Consider the following 258-nt stretch of genomic DNA (forward strand, 5'->3'; position numbering starts at 1 on the left):
AAATCTCCCACATCTCCTGGGCCGACAGCAGCTCGGAGATCTTGGTCGTGCCGATGTTGGACGACTTCTGGATGATCGTGGTGGCGTCGATGACGCAGTGCGGGTGCGTGTCGCGGATCGTGTGGCCGCCGGTCTGGTAACGGCCATTGCCCGCGTCGAACAGCGTGGTCGGCTTGATCAGGCCCTTGTCCAGCGCCAGCGCGACGGTGAACGGCTTCAAGGTGGAACCCGGCTCGAAGGTGTCGGTGATGACGCGGT

At 63.6% G+C, this 258-nt stretch carries 1 protein-coding gene; it reads right to left on the reverse strand.

The genetic code is table 11. The features are described 5' to 3' along the window. Window positions 1–258: penicillin-binding transpeptidase domain-containing protein (locus tag ACR9ZK_RS22510; protein ID WP_481344150.1), on the reverse strand; the 258-nt coding region annotated here is incomplete at both ends.

It is taken from the genome of Monashia sp. HAY1-5C (assembly GCF_056755255.1).